This is a genomic window from Sphingobacterium sp. UBA3549, assembly GCF_002376635.1.
Classification (GTDB): Bacteria; Bacteroidota; Bacteroidia; order Sphingobacteriales; family Sphingobacteriaceae; genus Sphingobacterium.
In genome coordinates, this window is sequence record NZ_DFOE01000002.1 from 146,218 (window position 1) to 162,136 (window position 15,919).

Annotated in this window: 12 protein-coding genes; all 12 read right to left on the reverse strand. The window is 39.5% G+C overall.

What is annotated here, in order from left to right:
* Position 1 precedes the first annotated feature (1 nt).
* Complete coding sequence (locus B2W36_RS01590) at positions 2–751, reverse strand: YoaK family protein (RefSeq protein WP_293885024.1); 750 nt, start codon at positions 749–751, stop codon at positions 2–4.
* Positions 735–1,235 carry a hypothetical protein gene (locus tag B2W36_RS01595; RefSeq protein WP_209574856.1) on the reverse strand — a complete coding sequence of 167 codons (501 nt, stop codon included), beginning with the start codon at positions 1,233–1,235 and terminating at the stop codon, positions 735–737. Before B2W36_RS01595 ends, B2W36_RS01590 begins: the two co-directional genes overlap by 17 nt.
* Positions 1,222–1,740, reverse strand: coding sequence for a hypothetical protein (locus B2W36_RS01600; RefSeq protein ID WP_209574858.1), 519 nt, complete (start codon positions 1,738–1,740; stop codon positions 1,222–1,224). Before B2W36_RS01600 ends, B2W36_RS01595 begins: the two co-directional genes overlap by 14 nt.
* A gap of 129 nt (positions 1,741–1,869) precedes the next feature.
* Positions 1,870–3,300 (reverse strand): TolC family protein, encoded by a 1,431-nt coding sequence (locus tag B2W36_RS01605; protein WP_293885023.1) that lies wholly within the window; start codon positions 3,298–3,300, stop codon positions 1,870–1,872.
* A 7-nt stretch (positions 3,301–3,307) separates the two neighbouring features.
* Positions 3,308–4,669, reverse strand: a complete 1,362-nt coding sequence (locus B2W36_RS01610; protein WP_293885022.1) for an HlyD family secretion protein — start codon at positions 4,667–4,669, stop codon at positions 3,308–3,310.
* Complete coding sequence (locus B2W36_RS01615; protein WP_293885021.1) at positions 4,659–5,660, reverse strand: ABC transporter transmembrane domain-containing protein; 1,002 nt, start codon at positions 5,658–5,660, stop codon at positions 4,659–4,661. Before B2W36_RS01615 ends, B2W36_RS01610 begins: the two co-directional genes overlap by 11 nt.
* Before the next feature lie 67 nt (positions 5,661–5,727).
* Positions 5,728–6,213 (reverse strand): hypothetical protein, encoded by a 486-nt coding sequence (locus tag B2W36_RS01620; protein WP_293885020.1) that lies wholly within the window; start codon positions 6,211–6,213, stop codon positions 5,728–5,730.
* Between the two features lie 126 nt (positions 6,214–6,339).
* Positions 6,340–7,698 (reverse strand): HAMP domain-containing sensor histidine kinase, encoded by a 1,359-nt coding sequence (locus B2W36_RS01625; protein WP_293886227.1) that lies wholly within the window; start codon positions 7,696–7,698, stop codon positions 6,340–6,342.
* Positions 7,699–7,708: 10 nt separating this feature from the next.
* Positions 7,709–8,425 (reverse strand): response regulator transcription factor, encoded by a 717-nt coding sequence (locus tag B2W36_RS01630; RefSeq protein ID WP_293885018.1) that lies wholly within the window; start codon positions 8,423–8,425, stop codon positions 7,709–7,711.
* 261 nt (positions 8,426–8,686) lie between these two features.
* Positions 8,687–11,149: a phosphocholine-specific phospholipase C gene (locus tag B2W36_RS01635; protein WP_293886228.1), complete on the reverse strand. Its 2,463-nt coding sequence runs from the start codon at positions 11,147–11,149 to the stop codon at positions 8,687–8,689.
* Positions 11,149–12,642 carry a SusD/RagB family nutrient-binding outer membrane lipoprotein gene (locus B2W36_RS01640; protein ID WP_293885016.1) on the reverse strand — a complete coding sequence of 498 codons (1,494 nt, stop codon included), beginning with the start codon at positions 12,640–12,642 and terminating at the stop codon, positions 11,149–11,151. The genes B2W36_RS01635 and B2W36_RS01640 overlap by 1 nt, the downstream gene beginning before the upstream one ends.
* Positions 12,643–12,654: 12 nt before the next feature.
* Positions 12,655–15,876, reverse strand: a complete 3,222-nt coding sequence (locus B2W36_RS01645; RefSeq protein WP_293885015.1) for a SusC/RagA family TonB-linked outer membrane protein — start codon at positions 15,874–15,876, stop codon at positions 12,655–12,657.
* Positions 15,877–15,919: the final 43 nt, after the last annotated feature.

A 15,919-nucleotide genomic window follows, 5' to 3' on the forward strand; every position in this document is an offset into this window, starting at 1 on the left:
TTTAGGTCGCCACTCCCTCACGATGACGATTTACAAATTGTTTTTTCAACATATACAATTTATAATGATCGTACAAGCCGATAATTAAAAGAACAAAACAGACTATGTAAAAAGTTTTATTCGATAAGTAGGTAAAAGAAATACCGCTTAAAAGCCCTCCAAGTACATAAGCTCCAACAATGCTCAAAAGCAAATGAAATTTGTCCACCAATGCCTTATTATTTCGGTTTGATTCTTTAGTGAACATCGAAATTAATATTGCAAGATCTGTCGTCAACCCTGTTAGATGTGTCGTTTTTACGACAAAATTTGATATGCTCGCCGTTAAACCATTTTGTAGTCCCATCGAAAACAATAGTGCACCAACAAGTATCTCTGTTTCTTTTAATGAATCCTCATAAAATACATCCAGATATATCCCTACAAACAATATACTCAGTATTTCCAACGCCAAGGGAATAGAATGAGTCAGGTAGGAACTAAAACGTCCTTTACCATGGATAATAATAAGATTCGAAAGCATGCTTCCCGTCAAAAAAAGTAATATCCAAAACAGCACCACTGCCCCTTGATACCAATTTCCTTTCGCTATCTCCTGCGCAAAAACGGCGTAATAGCCGGTTACATTGGATGTAAACGAGAAAAAGACGATGACGGAAGCGACATTAACCATTCCCGCCGAAAAAGCGGTAATCCCTCCCAACTTAATATTATCTTCGATGGTCCTATGATTGCTATATTTTCTCAGCATATTTTTCCTTTCCTCCTTTTTTCAACACGATACGCGCTATCCCTTTTGTCTGCATATCCAAATTAAGGTGCAGCACCAATTGGTTTTTATTCAGTTTCTGAATAACAAAACTTTCGATAAGCTCATCATTCTTTCGAAGCTCAAGGATGTGCCCCCTCCCCTTCAAAAACCAGTTGTATTGTTTATCCTCATGATGCGCAATAAAATTTTTATCGCCCATCCTCTCAAAGTGCCATAACCCATCCTGCAAAGGCGGAAGATGAGCTATTGCGGCATCCTTTATTCCTTCATGAATAACCGTCTGCTTTTTAAACATAGGAGACTTCTCCACTTTCTCAAAGTACCAACCTTGCTCTTCCCATTCCCCCTCTAAAAGCCGCTCAGGGTTTTCATAAAAAACAACCATTGAACTTGCTCCCAAAAGCAAAAAAGTCAACAATACAAAGTTGAATTTTGCCAGTATTTTTCTCTTAATAATTAACATCCCATTTTTTGTTAAAAAATAAATCCGCTAACACATTTCTCCCTGTTTTATTTGTTCCAGGTTTTTCTACAATCCTGACATTCTTCTGTTTGCTTCTATTCAAATGAAGCAAAGCCTGTCCGACGTCAAAAAAATGCCGTGTTCTTTTTTCAAATTCATAATCTGTTGGAACTTTGACTTCATCAATCCGAGCTCCACGCAAATAATGCTGTAAATAATTGAGATTGTCCGAGCTGAGGATATCGGTATAGATTGTTAGCTTACGATTTTCATACCGATGACAGATCATTTGGCAGGCTTTCAAGAAATCTTCGGATTGAAGATTGCTGAGTTGGTCTTCCAATGTAATTCCTAATAGTTCACTGATCGAAGCACTACTCTTATTGCCATAGACTAGAATGATGTCAAGCTCTTCCGCTGTAGATTGTTCGATGCTGTGAATAACAAAAAAAAGCGAATCAATTGTAAAATCACTTGGGATCAATACCCGCGTTGCCTTTGCCATATCCAATTATTTTTATACAAAATTAATAGGCCACCATGGCAATCGAATGAATCTGGAATTAACTTTCTATTAGAATGTTCGAACGGATATTAAAATGAGATTAAAAAGAATACCTAGATTAAAATCAGATTAAAATTTGGTTCCGGCCTTGTAGTATAACTCTGCTAGTGCCTTCCGAAAATCCGTAAAAAGCTTCTCTTGCTTTATGCGCATTTCGATCAGTTTGCTTTCTCTGCTATTAACCACAAACAAGGTTGATTCACCTAGTTCAAACTTGTTTAACTCTCCCTTAAGTAAACGTTCCTGGTTACTTACATTTAAAGCATGAAGTTCGAATTGCGTACTATAAGCTGTTAATTCGTTGTATTTTCTAATAACATCATTGTAAATGTTGCGCTCGGTAACCACCTGTTCGTAGTGTAATTGATCTAACTTAATTCTCACTTCTTTTAATTTCCCCCTTTCACTTCGAATAAATAGGGGAAATGCAAATTCAAACCCCAGTTTATAATTCTGCCAGTTGAAATCATACTGTGGTGGTATAAAATCATTGAAACTGCGGCGGTTCGATATCAATGTGCCTGAAACCGTAAGTTTTGGTTTCAGCATTTCCTTACGGTAGCGTTCCTCAAATTCGAGCTGTTGATTTTTACTCGCCAATTTGATCAATTCAGGATGGGCAATTTTAGCTGAATCAAGAAGTGCATGGATCACTTTATTGTCCGGTAAGAGAATTTCGCCAGCTGCCTTATGAGGAACTGCATAGTCTGGAAGTTCCACTGGAAATTGCTGATCATTCCAAAGGTGATTGGACAACAAAATTCGGGCATTTTTTAACTCGGCTTCATACTTGGAAAGCTCTATCCACCTTTCTTTGACCACAACAGAGGCCTCAATCGAGTCAATCACAGGTTTATCACCCAAGGCAGTTTGTTCGCTGATAGCCTTAAAGCGTTGATCTGCTAATTTTACACCTTCCAGTAAAAATTGATACTGCTGATAGGCAAAATACCAATTCCAGTAGTCTGAAACTGCCTGAAACCAAATGCTGTTGATTTGCTTTATCTTTTCGCCTTCTAAATAGCGTATCATTGCTTTTGCCTGCTGTAACGTATTTCTTCTGCTATCAATAATCAATCCTTGTCCCAGTGGTATACTTAAGCCCACGGCAGACAGGCCAGCGTTGTTCGTCCTAGATTGAGGGTTGGTATAGTCACCGACATTTCTGTCGTAAGCAATTTTAAGGTCGGCTCCAGCCAACCAAAGTGGAATTTTCAGCTCACTATTCCACTCGTTATAGTATTCCTTACTGCCGAAGTATTTATTTTTAAAACTTGCATTGATAGTTGGATCAAACTTACCTAATGCTTGCATCACATGCGCTTTAGCAGTCTCACTCAATAGATTGACTTGTTTAACAATCGGATGGTTAGCCATCAAAAGTGCTTCCATATCATCCAAAGTGAACGTTTTTCTTGCCGTATTCACCTTTTCCTGCGCGGGAAGCAAATGGCATAGAAAAACATACAATACAATAAAAATGAGATTCAATTTGCACATAGTATAATCACTTTTTTCCACTATCCTTAGGTTCACGCTCCAAACTCGGCGGAAATCCATTTAACTGTCGCCATATCTCGTACCATAAAGGGACTTTATTTAAAATAACTCTTCCGAATGCTCCTGACCCTTGATTTAACTGGACCGGCCAAGGTTCATCCCCTTCAGGCACCGGCGCTGTTGCGCGCACCAAGATCCTAAATTGACCATTCGTACTGCTCACTTTATCGATAACCGACACTTTTCCTGCAAAAGTACCAACTGCCACCGAAGGCCATCCGGAAAACTGAATCGATGGCCACCCATCAAATTGTAGCCGTACATCGCTTTCCGGTGCTATCAATGGCACATCCATCGCATTTACATAAAGTTCAACGGCAAGCAAGGGGGTTTTTGGCTGCAATGTCGCCACAGACTCTCCCTCCTTCATATTTTCACCTATTCCAGCTTTGAAAGTCTTGACAATAAATCCGTCCTGTGGAGCTCTAACAATATACAGTCCTCTTCTCACATCGATATTGGAAATCTCATTTCTAAGCTTAGCGATATCACCTTGCACAGAAGCTTTGGAGGAAAAAGCCGAACTTAAATCAGATTGTGCTTTCGCCAAAGACTCGTTATATTTTGCACGAATGTTATTTAATTCTATTCGGGCATTGGTTAAAGATTGCCTTGAATTTGAAAGCTTATTTTCGGCACTAACAACTTTAGCTCGGTCATTTTGTAGATTCAGACGTCTTGTTTCAATATCTGTCAAAGAAAACAGCCCATCTCGATACCCCTCTTCGTAGCGCTTAAGCCGCTTTTCACTGGTCTCGAAAAAGCTCATAACCGCAACGAGTTCAGCACTATCAATTTTCACTAGATTTTGAGACTGTATCACCTTATTTTTAGCAGACTCGAGCTGAAATTCCAAACCGTTGCGTAAAGCCAGAATCTGCGCTTCTGTAGCTTTCATCTTTTGATCTGCGGCATCCTCGCCGCTTTGTTTAGCATGCAATTGTTCTTTCAAGCGCAAGGGTAGCATTGGATCAAAATAAGATTGGGCAGTTTCCGAAAGCACTAAAATTGTGTCACCTTTCTTTACTTCCTGTCCCTCTGTAACCGCCCAATACTCGATACGACCGCCAATTTGATTTTGTATCGTCTGTGGTCTATCTTCTGGCCGCAGCGCAGTTACCGTACCTATTCCAGCAATTGTCTGCCTCCAAGGCAGGAATAATGCAAGCGCAAAGATAACCGCAGAGCATACCAAAAGGCGTCCCAAAACAAGTGATCCCCGTTCTTTTAATAGTTTAGATACTGCATCCTGAGAGAGATCTCTCCACGAGACTGTCTTTTGACTCGTCTCATCCTTGTTAATCCACATAATTAGCAGCGTCCTCCTCCAACGCAAGATCTGTTATCGCCGCTAACTTGACTACTCCTGTCAGCATATCAAAAATTGTATTTAGATTGGTCATCAGTTTCTCGATCGCATAACCGATTTGAACGATAATGACTTCGGCAGCCACAAATTGCCCAAAAGTCATTTGTCGCTCAACAACATAATAAGATCCCAGTAAAAGCATCGCCCCAAACAGTAGGGTACGAAGCATGACAGAGCCTATGAAAAACCTTTTTAAGACCTTAAAATGATCATTGCGAGCTCCTAAATATTTACCGACAATATGATCTGTATTGTCTGTCACTGCCTGCATTTTTTCTTTGTCCCCGCGATAAAGCGCTATATTCTCCGCAACAGATTCTAGATAGGCCACCGTCTTATATTTGTATTCGGACTCTTCTATGCTCGTCCGTAATCCCCTTTTATAGTATAGCGCCAATATAATGATAACAACACAGATCACGACCAGCCCAAAAGCCAAAAACACAGGATGGTAAAAGGACAATAACACCACGCTAAAGAAGATGGTTACAACTGCAGCAATGATATCGATCAAAAGTTTAATAATCCCTTTTTGAATAATGATCACATCAAAAAATCGATTCACCAATTCCACAAGATTTTCCCCTAACAATTCCTTGGGATCAATTCGCGGAAGGCGATACGAAAATTCCATTGCTGATTTTAGAAAGATCTTCTGTTCTAAATATTCAACCAGCGTGAGTTGTCCGATCAGTAACGTGCCGGCCATGACCACGCCAAACAGCACAAAAGCAATTAAAATATAAGTAGAGCTATACATGGCTCCGTTGCTTAAAAAATTAAATATCGCTGTAATCCCTATTGGAATTGTCAGACTAAACATACCAATGACGATAGCATAAATAAATATAAAATTGATTGTTTTACGTTCGGGATGTAGGAGGCTAACCAAACGCTGCAAAGGGGATGGTCCGCCATGTAATTTCGCCATAAAAATAAAAAATAGATAATTTGAAAATTATGATTTAATCCAAAGACAGTTGGACAATTTCTGCTGATTATCCATTCGTCAGTGCCATTTTATGATGAGAGGGATCTCCCTTATCGCTAAAAAGTATGGTCGAACGAATTTGGCCCCCGAGATTTCCAAGCGCTTCAGCAACATTAAAAAAATGACGTGTCTTCTTTTTATAGTTATAATTGCATGGAATTCTAATTTCGTCAACAGCTTGCCCACGGAGGTAATGTCGGAGATAATTTTTATTGTCTGTACATAAAATATCGGCAAAGATATTGAGATGGCGGTCTTGATAAAGCTGATACAGCACACGACAAGCATTTAAGAAAGATTCAGATTGGAGCATATCGAGCTGATCATCCAATCCAATACCGAGCAATTCACTTGCTGAACTACTGCTTTTATTACCGTATACCAGGATGATATCAATTTGCTCGGCCACCGATTCTTCTATACTCTGCCGGACAAACTCAAGCGAATCAACCGTAAAATCGCTGGGAATTAATATGCGCGTTGTTTTAGCCATGCTATTTTTTTAAGCAAAGTTAAAACGCAGTTATGGCAATGGTATGAATCTAAAATTAGCTTTTCATTAGAAAGTTAACAACAGTATTAAAATTGGATTAGAAAATGCACTGAAATTAAAACTGGATTAAAATCGCAGATAAGTCGGTAATTCCACTTCAACAGTTGTCCCTTCCCCTACAATAGAGTTGACTTTCAACGAACCGCCATGCAGCTTAATGATATTTCTTGCCAAAGGTAAGCCAATTCCATAGCCATCGATACCACTCGTATTCGAAGCTCTAAAATAGGGGTCGTAAATATGATCTAATTCTCGGGATGGTATTCCTATACCCTTGTCTTTTATAAGAATAAAAACTTTGTTGTCCAATGCACCCAATGCGATGTAAGCGGTTCTATCGGATGAATATTTACAGGCATTACTGATAATATTAGACAGTGCAAGCTGCAGCAAAATTTCATTTCCATTCACCTTAAGTCGCATGCTATCATCCGGCAATAGGCTAAAATCTGTTATAATCTTAAATTTATCATTGATAGCCTTCACTGTCAGCTCGGCATCCATTACGATCTGATCAATACGAACCGGATTGAACGCTGTCGCGTTGTTCACAAAACCTGTACGCGCCAGCAATAAGAGTGCTTTAGTTTTTTTCTCCAGATGCTCTGCAGATTCAATGATTTTGGATAATGTGCGTTGGTACTCCTCATTGCTACGTTCTTTAGATAAGGCAAGATCTGCCTGCCCGATAATGGAAGTTAATGGCGTGTTCAGTTCATGGGATGCATTGCTAATAAAGTTTTTTTGAGTTTCAAAAGAGGTCTCTAACCGCGTCAACATCCGGTTGAATGTCTGTGCAAGACCATGAAGTTCACCTTTATACTTTTCTTCATCCAATCGCTTATAGAGATTTTCGGAACCAATCGCCTGCACCTCCTTCATCATGGTCAATATTGGCTTTAAGAATGAGCGTTTCATGAAAACCGAAACGACGAAAATAAACAGAATACCCAAAATCAGGCTTATAATAAGCAAGTTCCGGAGATAAGCCAGATGATGGGTATAAAAATAATTTTCCGCAGATGCCCCAACGATATAGTGACGCCCGTTTTGCGAGAAATATTTGGTTGAATAAAATTGCTTGCCCGACTTGAAATTTGACGTTCCCTCTTTACTAATTTTATCCCAAAGTTCATTGTGGAATCCCTGGCTTCTTAAAATAGAATCCTTGCCATCAAATTCCACTAAAAATTCATGCTGATTATTGAGATTCTCAATAAAATCAAGGCTCCATTGATCCGATTGGGAAGCAGATTTACTATTCAGGAACTTTTCAGCGGCAATATTTCGCCGAAGATCCAGTCGCTTATAAAAATCAGTAAAAGCAAAATTCGTAACGGAATAAAAGATAAAGCCAACAAAACAACTCACGTATATGACTAGAATTGCAATGAGATAGATAAGCTTTCGGTTATAGTTGTGCATTTCGGAATATTCAATCTTCAATTTTTAGTACATATCCCATACCAATAACCGTATGGATCGCCTTCTTTCTCGTTACTTTTTCAATCTTTTTTCTCAGATAATTCACATAAACATCGACAACATTTGATCCAATATCAAAATTAATTCCCCATATTTTGTCTAAAAGCTCGGTTCGCTCAAATACCTTTTTCGGACTTTGAATAAACAATAAGAGCAAACGATATTCGGTACTTGTTAAATTAAGTTCCTGGCCGTCGCAATAGGCTGTTTTTTTATAATCATCGATACTTAAAAAACCATAACTATAGGTGTCTTTTGATGGTTGAAGCTCACGCTGTGTGGCCTGGACAATAGACTTTTGCCGGCGAATCAATGATCGAATGCGTGCTTTAAGCTCAATAAGTTTAAATGGCTTTGAAAGATAATCATCAGCTCCATTATCAAGCCCTAAAACCACATTTTCGGGTGTTCCCAAGGCTGTGAGCATCATTACTGGAAGATCCGTATACCCCCATTGCCTGATTTGTTTACAGATATCCAGTCCATTAGTTCCTGGCAAGAGGATGTCCAACAGCACAAGTGAAACATCTTGCTTCGCCAAAAGCTGCTCCAATCCGTCCGACCGACCCAAATGAATGACCCGATAACCATCCTCGCCTAAGCCTTGTACAATCAAATCAGCGACGTCCTGCTCGTCCTCAACCAAAATAATTTTTTGCTTCTCCATATTCGTCATTACGTTTAGCTCTGTTTAATGAACTCCCATCCAAACCATAAAAATAACGTTTTGACTTAAGAGACACAAATCCCATTTTTTGCCCGAATGCACACAAAAAGAAACTTGCTCTATTTTGCAAAAGCAAAAGCGCTGTGTTCATCGATCGTGAAACAGCGCTTTCGTTTAATGCTTCAAGTTAAAACATGAGGTTAAACATCATCCCCTCGAACTTTTCTGCCAAGCATAAGTTTCTCTGATTAGCACTGATAGCTACAACTTTACTTTGCCCATAAGCGGGTCTGTCTTACTCGACTTGCCAGTCTCGATATGTCCAGCATAGCGGAATCTTATCGCTTGATCATTTGAACATGTAATTTCAATATCATACCAACCTTCACTCTTGCTGCAATCGATTTCAACCAAAGCAGGATCATCCTTGCGCATGGCTTTAGTTTGGAAAAGATCATAGGAACAGTCCTTCAGAATTAAATCCAAATTTGGCGACACTAATTGTACACAAAGAATAGGTTTTCCAGCGACAACTTTCGTATACACATCAATTGCAGGAATATATGACTTTGCGGCTTCAATCGCACGGTAAAAACCGTTGGGGCCATGCAAAGCAAATGATATGTACTCGCCCACAATTTTATCGAGTTCCCATTCATACGCTAATTGCTCCCCTTCCCGTACCGTAAAATTCCAAACTTTACCCACTGGATGTCCATCGTAAGCCACATAGGAAATAACCTGATAAGGCAAACCCGCTCCCGCTTTAGCCGTATTGAGTCTTCTTTCCAAAGTTGAAGCGATGGAAAATATAGTTGATGTTTGCCGTACTTTTAACTGCAATTCATATGGTAAAGCACAGGCATCCTTCCAACCCTCCTCTTGCATCTGCATCGCAGCTTGATACTGACCTGTCAATTTGATTTCCTCCAGTTTTTGGCTGTCTATTTTCACAAAATCTGTTGGAAGCTTTTTATTTCTGGCGGAGAATATACGTTCAACATACCCATCTCGATCCACTGGATTAAGCCTTGTTTTGGAAATTTCATCTATAGGTCGAAAAGAAGTTGTTAAGTCGCCACAGACCATTCTTCGCCACTGGCTGATGTTTTCTTCCTGTACCACCTTACCCGTTTTCTTTTCTAAAAAAAATTCTAAAAACTGCAGGCAAGAAGTGTGATCAAAAACTTCGGAATTGCCCCAGCCCCCCTTCGACCACGGAGAGGCTATCACCATGGGTACACGATAGCCCAAACCAATAGGACTTTCAAAACTTACATTCTTACTATTTTTCCTTTTTCGCTCTTGTTCTAGCGTAACATATTCATCCGAAGTATCGATTTCCGACACAGCGCCCTGATCGCTATCCGAGCTCAATGGTGGAACAAAGGGAGCTATATGGTCAAAATATCCATCATTTTCGTCATAAGTTAAGATGAAAATCGTCTTTTTCCAAACCTCAGGTTCTTTGGTCAATATATCGAGGACTTCGGATACGTACCATGCCCCGTACCAAGGCGAGCCCGGATGATCCGAGAACCGACAGGGAGCCACTAACCAAGATACAGTAGGCAGTTTGCGGTCTTTAACATCTTTTCTAAACTGATACAGGACATCTCCGGCCGGCACCTCAACTTCCTGCCGCTTTCCACCTTCTTTATAACTTAATTTATCAAGTTTGTGAAAATTGGGATCAGCTAGATTAGTGACAAATGCATTGTGATGGATATCTTTTTCGAATTGGGATAGCTTCTCAAAATTCTCAGGGGTATAATGAATGACATCTTTTTTCAAATCTTCCAATTCCGCTTTGGCTTTGTGCAGCAATTCTTCTTTTGGATTTGTTTCCAAAAATTTATGCAGCTCTTTTACCCGTTCTTTCATCCACTGATAATGTGCCAAATGATATCTTACACCATATTGTTGATGAAACTCCAGGTTGTTATCTGTAAAATTAGCCAACCAATCTTCCTCTTCTCCTTTAAAGCCTACTGGTAAACTTAGTTCATTTTGATAAACTTTCCACGAGACCCCTGCTTTTTGCAGTCGTTCAGGATAGGTTTTCCATTTGACATCCTTGTAGTTGATCTGACCATTGTCTACATGCGCAACAGATTCGGGATTACGGGGTTCTTCGCGCACTGTACCAGTCCAAAAATACGATCGATTAGCGCTCGTTCCCGTCAGTGACGAACAAAAATGCTGGTCACAAACCGTAAATGCATCTGCAAAAGCATAATAAAAAGGAATATCTGCACGGTTATAATAGCCCATTGTTAAAGGCATGGCCTTATATTCTGAATTACCAGAGCTCTTTGCTTCCAACCAATTATCCATTTTCCCGTCATGACGAGCCGCAACCATATCACGCCAGCCATGCGGAAGCGACCCCATCCAAGTCGATTTACTATTGACGATATCTAAATGGAAAGGTGCAAAATATGCACCTTCCTTATTTCCTTGTATCCATACAGGTAAACCATTCGATAATTTCATTGCGCGGGGATCGTTAAAGCCGCGTACGCCCTTCAACGTCCCAAAACAATGGTCAAACGATCTATTTTCCTGCATCAAAAATACAACATGCTCGGCATCCAAAAAAGTTGATCCTTTTGGAGCTTCAATCGCCAAGGCTTTTTGTATTGATTCAGGCAGCCAGTTTATAGCGACTGTACTCCCAGCCAGCATGGCTGCTTTTTTTAAAAATACCCTCCTTGAATCCATTATTTTAACCACCAAGCCTGTAAATTAATATTGTCATTTCCGCCAAATTGTGATTTGATCGCTTCAGATACATTCGCAGTATTATTATTGTACTCATCTTGAGGATACATCCAGCGATAGGCTGTTTTCACATTCGCAGATTTACGGAAACTCGGATATCCTGTGCGCAAATGATCAAAATAAGCCGAGTATCCCCCCTGATGAAATGAGCGTAGGTATTTCTGCATCAAGATACGTTCTAGCTTTTGCTCATTGGAGCTAGCTCCGTCAAGACTTACCGAATTTTGTGCAAGATATTTGGCCGCTTGTGCTTCATTTGTATAAGTTCCTAAATTTTTCGCATACTTTTCATAAAATTTGAACGATGCCTGTACTCCTTTGGTATACGTTGCATTGAGATCGCCCGTTATCCAACCTTTCAAAATGGCTTCAGCCAAAATAAACTGCATCTCCGAACAGCCCAATAAGACCAATGGCTCAGCTGTAGGATCTTGATAAAATCGCTCGTGGACTTTCGATAATTTACCTAATACAGCTTTTGCATTCACCTGTGCATAAGGAACAATCGGATCACCGCCTTCATAAGCCGTAAAGTCATTAATCGCTTTACCCGCTTCTTTACCCAGTCTTGTTTGTGTAGCGACGACAAATAACCGCGGATCTTTCAGGTCCTGCAATCGTTGGATAAATGTTGAATCCATATACATTCCCGATCCATAACCGCTAGAGTTAAACTCCGGATAACGATTACCCTCTTGATTCAAAAAGACGAGTTGCCCATCTTCAGCACCACTAACATCAGTGATTCTAGACTCATTGGTAAATATTTTTGAAAATTCTGTTGCTGCATTAAATGGGAGATCAGTCGATTTCTTCGAAAGCGTAAATAATACTTTTAGGCGAAATGAATTGACTAACTTGTTCCAATTACCACTATTTCCACCATAAATAATATCCCCATTTATGGTGTTATTGTTCTTCTTCAGAATAATACTTGCTTCCTCAAGTTCCTTCAATACCCCCACCAAAACGTCTTTCTGTGTATCGTATTTCGGTGCAAAAATTGCAGAATTTTCACCCTTTGCTGCTTCTGAATAAGGTACATCGCCAAACGTTAAAGTAAGATTATAAAAATAATACGCACGGAAAAATTTTGCTAATGCCAAATAACTTTCAGCGCCAATACGTTCAGCTTCTTCAGTCATCTTGGTAATATTGCGAAGATTACCATATTGCTCAAAGCTTCCTCGTTGCCAATTATAAATTTGATTCGCATTTTCACCATCCGTTTGCACAATCATTTTCAAGGCATATAGTGGTGAGGTACCGTGCCAGGTCCGAAAAGCATCCCATTCTACCTTCGTCAATAAAGCTTGCGGGTGGGTTGTTGTCGCTTCATTTGGATTAACATTTACTTCAGTCAATTTCTGACAAGAAGTCATGATTGAAAGAGAAAATAATCCAAGAAATATATGTTTATTAAATAATTTCATCGTACTATTTTGTTAAAACTTAAAATCTAGAGAAAAACCGATATATCGTGTGGAAGGATCCTGAAGATTACCATCATTTCCAACGCCAAAATCAGGATCGATATAAGGCACTTTCTTCCACATGGCTAAATTATAGCCAAATAGTGATGCATTTAAGGCCGTAAGCTGTTTTAATTTAAACACCTTATTGACATCATAACCTACCGACAGTCTACGTAGTTTTACAAATGATCGATCAAATACATTGGCAAACAGTTTACTTTCAGACTCTGTAACTCTGGCCTGGTAAGGATAATTTTGACTCCAAGCCTGCCAATCAACAGCTTTTGTATTACTAGTATACGTTCGGGTATCTGAAGTAATATTACCGTTCACGTCGCGGGTAAGCTCACCTCCTGTTACGATCACCCCATCTGGCACAAAAACTGGTTTTCCAGCATCATATTGTTCTTGACGATATAATACCGAAGAAGGATGCTTTCCACCCCACCACATTTTTTCTATGGTAGTCGAATTCATTACACCACCAATAGATCCATCGAAATCAAGATTTACCTGGAATCCCTTAAACTTAAACTGATTTGCAAAACCAAATTGCCAGTCCGGCTGAAAGTAACCTAGATACTGTGGAAATGGGTTTTTAGTCGGCATACCCGTATTTGGATTTAAGATCACCTTACCATCAGCCGACTTTTCCCAAACAGTGCTATAATAGCTGTCTGCACGATCGCCTTTTTTAAGATTGCCGTATTTCCCCTGATTATTGTAGATCTCTTCCAAACGCTGAATTGCCCGAGACCAGTTAATGGTAGATGTCCACGAAAATTGGTCATTTTTAATTATATTTCCTGTTAAGGAGACCTCCAATCCTTTTGTGCGGTATTTATTTCCATTTACTTTACGTGAAGTAAAAGCGGAAGCTTGAGAAATACTCAAATCGATAATCTGATTTTTATCAACAACATTATAGTACGTCACATCAGCCGAAAGCCTATTTCTAAAAAAAGCCATAGCAGCACCAACTTCTAAAGAAATGGACTGCTGAGGAAGGATATTGGGATTAATAATACCTGCTGGATAAGTCACAGAAGGTGTTGAACCATAAGTAACATCTTTCTTATAAGTCGCGGTAATGCTATAGGGATCCAGATCTGAAGATACCGATGCCCAGGAACTGTACAATTTGATAAAGTCAATTTGCGCTGGCAGTTTGAAATAATCTGAAACAACACTGCTCAGTGAAACCGATGGGTAAAAGAATGACTGATTAGCTTTAGATAAAGTTGATGACCAGTCGTTTCTTCCAGAAAAATTCAGATAGGTAGACTTAAATACATTTAAATTTACCGAAGCATAAGCGCTTCGAATTATTTTCTCAGTCGTTGTATTTGTTGCCTTAACTGGGCCTTGGGTATTGCCCAAATTATAGACAAATGGTACAACCAAACCATCCGTAGTTTGATAAAGTTCGCGATAATCCCTTTTGAAAGTAGACGATCCGGCATTAACAGTTACACCAAAATTATCAGATAATTGTTTAATATAGGTTGCCAAAACATCCGCATCAAAATTTAGTTGTTTACTATCCCAGTTTTTATAATCCCCATTACGCGAATCCCCATAATTCATATAGGATTTGGGGCTTTGCATATCTTGGAATAGATTTTTTTGTCTTGCTGCTGCACGACCTTTGATGGTAATTTCGGGTGAAATACGCCAAGTTAAAGCAGTCTGCCCCGCCAAAATATCCTGATCGTATACCTGATTTAGCTCATTGGCCGCAAAGTAAGGGTTGTTGTACCAAGCATAGTTGTAGTTTGCCTGGCGGTAACCCTCCTGTCCTGGAATGTAGAGGTGATCCTTTAATTCCTGTCCATTTACATCATTTCCCATCCACAACAAAATGGTATACATATGATTTTTAGGCCCATATCCATACCTCGGATAATTTGGAGATTTTACTTTATTATAGGATAAGTTAAGATCTAATTGAACTTCGGGTGTAAAACGGTAAGAGGTATTTAAATTTAATCCACCTGTGGAAAGCTTTGTATTGGGTACCTGACCTTTTTGATAGGCATATTTTCCTGTTCCAAATATGCTTACCTTTTCAGATCGATACGATAATGTCGCATTGTTTTCTGTGATCAATCCGGTGCCAAGGAAATCCTCTAAATTGTTATGTGCAATCCAATCAATCGGCACTCTTTCGTAACGTGACTTATCGTTATACTTGGTTCCACTCACATCACCCCACCAAGGAATCACTTCACCTGTTTGCTTATCGCGAATCGGACTGTTCCACTGTGCAACCTTTATTCCTGAGTTCAATTTGGGTCCCCAGGTCATATCCCCATCTGAAATCCCCCCATCGGCACCATCCCAAAATTCATATTTGCCATTAGATCCACTACCAAACTCTTTCTGTGACTCAGGAAAAACGGTAAATCCTGCAGAGAACATATTACTGGTTCCAACCGAAAACTCCAATCGATCACTTTTTGCACTTTTGGTTGTAATTAAGATAGCGCCGTTTTTACCACGTAGTCCATATAAAGATGAAGCAGCCGTTCCCTTCAGTACATTGATATTCTCAATATTTTGACTGGACATGTCATAAAAATCTGATTCTACAGGAATACCATCTACAACAATCAGCGGGGTTTTACCACGCAATTGAAAAGATGGTGCCTGAAAAATTCCCGTTGGATTATTAACAATTAGACCCGATACTTGCCCTGTTAGGGCTGTACCAATATTCATTGTTTTGGACTCTTTAAGTACGTCTAATTTGACTTCTTGGGTAGCGTAACCAATTTGCTTCTTTTGTTGCTTAATACCAATTGCCGTTACAACAACCTCATCCAGCTTAGAATCATCTTTTTCCAAAACTATCACAAGATCCCCATCTGTCGCAGTGATAGACGCTGTTTTGTACCCTAATGAAGAAACACGGATTTGGTCGCCAACGCGACCTTTCAGATTGAATTTGCCATTAAACTCAGTACGCGTGCTTTGCTTGCTGCTTTCATTGATAATCGTGCCGCCATCAATGGGTTTGCCGTCCTGATCCTTAACAATACCCTTGATAGTAGATTGGTCGTTAATTTCGAGTTGAATAGTTTCACTCGCCGGGTTTGCCCGTGCACTATCGACAAGCGCTGTATTTAGCAATGCGATAGCCAAGGATGCCTGAGCAGTTTTCCTAAATTGAGGTAGTAATATAGGTTTCATTATTTTAAATTTTCACCAAAAAAATGAAAGCTATATTACTAAA

What these genes read in the sequence shown, in the direction of transcription:
- B2W36_RS01590 (WP_293885024.1), bottom strand. Translation starts at nt 751, where the DNA reads ATGCTGAGAAAATATAGCAATCATAGGACCATCGAAGATAATATTAAG.
- B2W36_RS01595 (WP_209574856.1), bottom strand. Translation starts at nt 1,235, where the DNA reads ATGTTAATTATTAAGAGAAAAATACTGGCAAAATTCAACTTTGTATTG.
- B2W36_RS01600 (WP_209574858.1), bottom strand. Translation starts at nt 1,740, where the DNA reads ATGGCAAAGGCAACGCGGGTATTGATCCCAAGTGATTTTACAATTGAT.
- B2W36_RS01605 (WP_293885023.1), bottom strand. Translation starts at nt 3,300, where the DNA reads ATGTGCAAATTGAATCTCATTTTTATTGTATTGTATGTTTTTCTATGC.
- B2W36_RS01610 (WP_293885022.1), bottom strand. Translation starts at nt 4,669, where the DNA reads ATGTGGATTAACAAGGATGAGACGAGTCAAAAGACAGTCTCGTGGAGA.
- B2W36_RS01615 (WP_293885021.1), bottom strand. Translation starts at nt 5,660, where the DNA reads ATGGCGAAATTACATGGCGGACCATCCCCTTTGCAGCGTTTGGTTAGC.
- B2W36_RS01620 (WP_293885020.1), bottom strand. Translation starts at nt 6,213, where the DNA reads ATGGCTAAAACAACGCGCATATTAATTCCCAGCGATTTTACGGTTGAT.
- B2W36_RS01625 (WP_293886227.1), bottom strand. Translation starts at nt 7,698, where the DNA reads ATGCACAACTATAACCGAAAGCTTATCTATCTCATTGCAATTCTAGTC.
- B2W36_RS01630 (WP_293885018.1), bottom strand. Translation starts at nt 8,425, where the DNA reads ATGGAGAAGCAAAAAATTATTTTGGTTGAGGACGAGCAGGACGTCGCT.
- B2W36_RS01635 (WP_293886228.1), bottom strand. Translation starts at nt 11,149, where the DNA reads ATGGATTCAAGGAGGGTATTTTTAAAAAAAGCAGCCATGCTGGCTGGG.
- B2W36_RS01640 (WP_293885016.1), bottom strand. Translation starts at nt 12,642, where the DNA reads ATGAAATTATTTAATAAACATATATTTCTTGGATTATTTTCTCTTTCA.
- B2W36_RS01645 (WP_293885015.1), bottom strand. Translation starts at nt 15,876, where the DNA reads ATGAAACCTATATTACTACCTCAATTTAGGAAAACTGCTCAGGCATCC.